Source organism: Sutterella sp. KLE1602, from assembly GCF_001578585.1.
In the GTDB taxonomy this organism is placed as follows: domain Bacteria; phylum Pseudomonadota; class Gammaproteobacteria; order Burkholderiales; family Burkholderiaceae_F; genus Sutterella; species Sutterella wadsworthensis_A.
Window position 1 is genome coordinate 1 of sequence record NZ_KQ968504.1, and the last position, 4533, is coordinate 4533.

A 4533-nucleotide genomic window follows, 5' to 3' on the forward strand; every position below is an offset into this window, starting at 1 on the left:
AGTTGTATAGATTATTTTCTAACTATTCCTAAGGTCTTCAATCAGCTGACTGACGTTACCATTGGTCTGGATGGTAACAGTCTGCCCCATGCCGGAGGTCAGTTTGGTCGTACCGACTTCTTTCAAATTCTCGTTTGTGATGACGCCATCGCTCGGGAGGGCAGCCATCGCCCCGCCTGCCATCAGAGCCGTCACAGCGGCCGCGATCACGGTCTTCGTACCCTTCGCCTGGACGGAAGAGGTGGCTTCATTCACAACCATCAGGGCGCCGCGCACCTTGTTGAAAACAACTTTGAATGTCGAATTCATTTTTTCTCTTCCTCTAAAAGGAGTGAACACGCGTTCACTCGCACGCGGCAGATTTTAGTGAACGCATGTTCAGTATTTTTTGAGGATTAACCCTCAGATCCTGGAAGACTGAAAAGTCAACAACCGCGTTTTGAACGCTTGTTCCCGTTTGATGGCTGTGCCACTAGCGTTATCATTAAACAAACAGTCATCAACAAAAAGGCAAATACTACCTTCAAAGGATCAATTACTGATCCGGCCAATGATTACTTAACCTTGCAAAGGCAGGAAGAACATCTATCAGGTTAAGTTTTTGTCCAAATGAGCAAAACGGCAGAGGCAGGGTCGATCGCCCCCACAGCCGTTCCTGAAAACTAGGAATTCTCCAGAGAATGCGCGGCAGCCGACTGAAACTAAAACTTCGCGCAACTGGCGGTTTTCGAATGAAACATGGGCTAAAGATGTATGTTACATATAGCTTTCGATTTTCTTTGATCTCGATCAAATTCAAGCCCTCAAAAAGGCAAAATTCCCGAACGGGAGCAGATTTTTCGGCTTGCGATGTATCCTAAACGCAACAGGATCTCGGTCGTGACTTGCGAAATCTGTTCCGAGACCCTGACGGCGCTGGGGCGAGCATGAGCGAGGTCGTGATGGACGAAATGGGGACCCCGGCCCTGTCGTCACCGACGGATGGAGGTGGAAGAAGAGGGCTGCCAAGAAAAAAGCCGCCGGATTTTGGATCCAGCGGCCTTCCATAAATAGGCAAGCGAGCGGCTACTTGAGGTACCTCGGCACCCTGCGCTTCGTGAAGAGGGTGGCGATGAAGAGGGTAACGGTGTAGAGAAGGGGCCAGAGGACGCCGCCCAGGACGGCGATGATGTTCAACGAGGTTTCTTCAACGATGATGCTCTGCATGCCGAACCAGCCGGTCATCATGGCGACGAGCGGTCCGCCGTAGTACTGGTCGACGGCCGAGATGAAGACCCAGACGAGAAGGGCGGCGACGGAGGCAATGAGGGAGGCGCCCGCAGCACGGGTGATCGTCCTGCAGCGCATCATGGCGAGACCGAAAAGAAGAATGTAGAGAAGGATCGAGGCGGGGTAGACGAAGGATGAGGACATCCATCCCGTGTAAAAGAGGATGCGCTCCCAGCCGACTGCGGTGACCGCGACGGAAAAGGCTGTCGCGATGAGGGAGAGCACGATGACGATGAAGGATCCGATTCGCATGTAGGGCCTGTCTTCTTGACTTGTTGGGGCAGGCTTCTGCCGTGAGGCGGGCTCCTGAAACGCCCTCAACGCACGGCATGCCATCGATAATACATTTTACCTGAAGCGGTGCCGGGCGGCCAAAACGAGACGTTGCAAAACGTATTGCGGCTGCCCTCAGGCCAGCCCCGTGAAACGTCTCTACCGCAGAGGCTCCGATCTGCACAAAATGCTCACGATTAGAGCATAAAGGAATCGGCATCCTGAGTGCTTTGTTATAATACCGGATCCGCCTCGACGATCGGGGCGACCCTCTGAATCCACGACGGCAATCAAAAACGGAGACATCGAATGACGGGAAGTCGGATATCCAGGAACTCCCCCAGCAGGACGTTTGACCGGCAGGAAGCCCTGAAGATCATTCAAGGGGAGAAGCCCTACAGCGACCTGACCGCTCGATTCGAGCAGACCGACACCGAGGACGTGATGTTTGAGGCTCTCGACGTCATCATTCCCTGGATCGCTTCCGCCTCCATGGAACTCAGCCTCACGGAGCACTGCGCCGACGTCTACTACTTCAACCGGATCTGTCTGCACATCCTTGAATGCGGCGGCGAGTGCGGTCTGGTGCATCTTCTCTGTGCGGAATCGTACCTGCTCAGGAACGAGGTCGACAACGCTGCCGCACACCTCAAGGCATCCGAGAGCTTGGCGAAGGTCGAAGGCAACTCCTACGGATATGATCTTCGCAGCCTGGTGAAGGCTCGCAAGCACACCCTTCAGATCATCCGTGCCTTGTATGAACACAAGGAAGACAAGGCCGAAAAGCTCTTCAACAAGCTCACTTTCGAAGAGCAGATGGAAGACCCGTTCGTTCTTCGTCACATGGCCGAGACATGGGCCTTCCAGGGCTTCTTCAAGGAGGAAGAGGATCATGAACTCTTCGAGAAGAACCTCAGCAAGGCCCTCGAGACTTTCGGTCTCTACTTCGTGGCAGGAGGGTCTGCGCCCAGGGCCTACCAGGTTACGGCTGTCATTTTGAGCAGGCTGGGCAACAAGGCCGAGATGATCGAAACGCTTGAGGACGGTCTCGACTCGGTGGTCGACTTTGAGGACAGCGACGGCGTGCTGACTCTCTCGGTCATGTGCCGTGCCGCAGTCACCGGAGGCGACCGGCTCTGCGACGAAACGCCGAGGGACTACGCACTCGACTTGACGAAGGCCGAGCGCATCGAGTGGATGCGCAGCCAGTATGAGCGCGGTGACGAGGGCAAGCGCGCGATTCTCGAAGTGACGTCGCCGATTCCTCTCGACAACTTCAGCCGCGTCGAGCTTGATTTCATCGCGCGTGCCGCACTTGACATGCAGGACCCGCAGAAACTTGAGGCAGTTCTGGATGTTTCCGGCAACAACAAGGACGGCAACCTCATCAGGCTCTCGCTCGTCTGCGGTCTGCTCCAGCTGAAGGGTAACTGGAAGGAGGCGCGCCATACCGCATCCTTGGCTGCGCGCTTGCTCTTTGACGGGAACATTGAGCAGCATTTTGCCGTCGACACGGGGCTGCTGCTCTTCACGTACGTCGTCGAAGGTTTCAAGCAGGATGGTGACATGTCGGTGATTGACACTTTCGTCAATAACATCAAGCCTGAGTGGGGCATGCTTCGCCAACTCGTCTCCATGGCGGCCGCAGGTGAGATCCTCGAGAGTAGCTTCGGCAGCAAGGAAGACCGCGTGAAAAAGGCCAGGGGCCTTCTTGAAGCCCTGCCCGAAGAGGGCAGGGATGCCGACTGGTTCTTCCTGATGCTCAGGTGCCTGGTTCTTGCCGAAGATTACGACGAGGCGAAAAAGGTCGCAGCCAAGACGAGGAAGTTCCTCGACGAATACGCCAGGAACCTGATCGAGCAGGCCGAGGCGCAGGGGTATTACGGCACCCAGTCCGAGCTGAACATGCTTCGTCGGAACCTCGCGATTATTGAAACCATTCTCAAGGATCACGACTCCATCAAGGATTTCTTCAACAAGAGCACCGTCGCTGAGCTCGACAAGTCGCACCTCAAGGTCGAACGCATGATCCCGAACCCGAACGGCCCCGCCATCATGGTCTGCTCTCATCCTGTAGACAAGCACATCGTGCGCATCGTGGCCGTGGCCGAACTGGCGATGAAGCATGTGATTGATGGCGCCCAGGCCGAAGTCTCCGGAGCGATCACGAACGAAGAGGCCGATGCGGTCAAGCTGTCCGTGCTCACGATTGCCGCCCCCGCAGAAGAGGTGAAGAAAATCAACGCAAGCGACTGGAGAGTGCTTCTTCTTGACGCCATCTCACGTCAGATGAACCAGGAAGGCAAGATGCCCGAGCCCGGCTACATGGTCACGTGCACCAGTTCGCCCACGTTCCCCAACACGCCGTTTGCCGGCATGTGCCTTTGCGAAGCCTGGGACGCCGTCTCGGCCTCGCTCAACTCGATCGCCATATATGAGCTCGTGCCGCTCTACGCCAACGAGTGCGATTTTGCCGCGCTCTACGGCCATGAGAAGCTTCTTGAGCGCCTGCAGAAGACGAACTTCTGGCCCGTGTCGATTGATCGAGAAGACTGCTGCGCCTCGGCCGAATGGCGCCCGCTCATTCCCAAGAGCCAGATCCGCCCGATGATCGAGGGTCCGATGGCCACGGCCTATGCCTGGGTGACGCCGGGCGTTCTTCAGAAGGGTGAGGACATCGGCATTTTCTACCGCAGGAAGCCCGACGGGGCATTCTCGGGCTGGGTGTTCCTCGGCACAAGCGAACGCATGGACGAGAACCTCACGTCCTCGAAACTCCTTCAGATCGACCTCAACACGCTCGCCAACTACGCCCCCTACATCGTGGGCTTCCTTGATGCGGAGGAGAAAAGCGCCTTCAGGCACGACGGCTGCGGCTCGGTCTCGAAGATCGAGTACGCCACCATGAAGTACGCAGGCATTCCTGATGCCGGCGGCAGGCGCCTGAGCTGATCCCTCAAACCAATGCCCGCATTCGACGGAAACCGTCAT

Annotated in this window: 3 protein-coding genes; 1 reads left to right on the forward strand and 2 read right to left on the reverse strand. The window is 56.4% G+C overall.

The window, feature by feature from the left end; genetic code table 11:
- Window positions 1–18: 18 nt before the first annotated feature.
- Window positions 19–309 (reverse strand): ESPR-type extended signal peptide-containing protein, encoded by a 291-nt coding sequence (locus HMPREF3036_RS02770; RefSeq protein ID WP_062331374.1) that lies wholly within the window; start codon window positions 307–309, stop codon window positions 19–21.
- Between the two features lie 756 nt (window positions 310–1065).
- Entirely contained in the window at window positions 1066–1521 is a 456-nt protein-coding gene (locus tag HMPREF3036_RS02775) for a hypothetical protein (protein ID WP_062331377.1), read from the reverse strand.
- Window positions 1522–1851: 330 nt separating this feature from the next.
- On the opposite strand from HMPREF3036_RS02775, the gene HMPREF3036_RS02780 reads away from it, so the two are divergent.
- Window positions 1852–4494: a suppressor of fused domain protein gene (locus HMPREF3036_RS02780; RefSeq protein WP_062331380.1), complete on the forward strand. Its 2643-nt coding sequence runs from the start codon at window positions 1852–1854 to the stop codon at window positions 4492–4494.
- The last annotated feature ends 39 nt before the right edge of the window (window positions 4495–4533 follow it).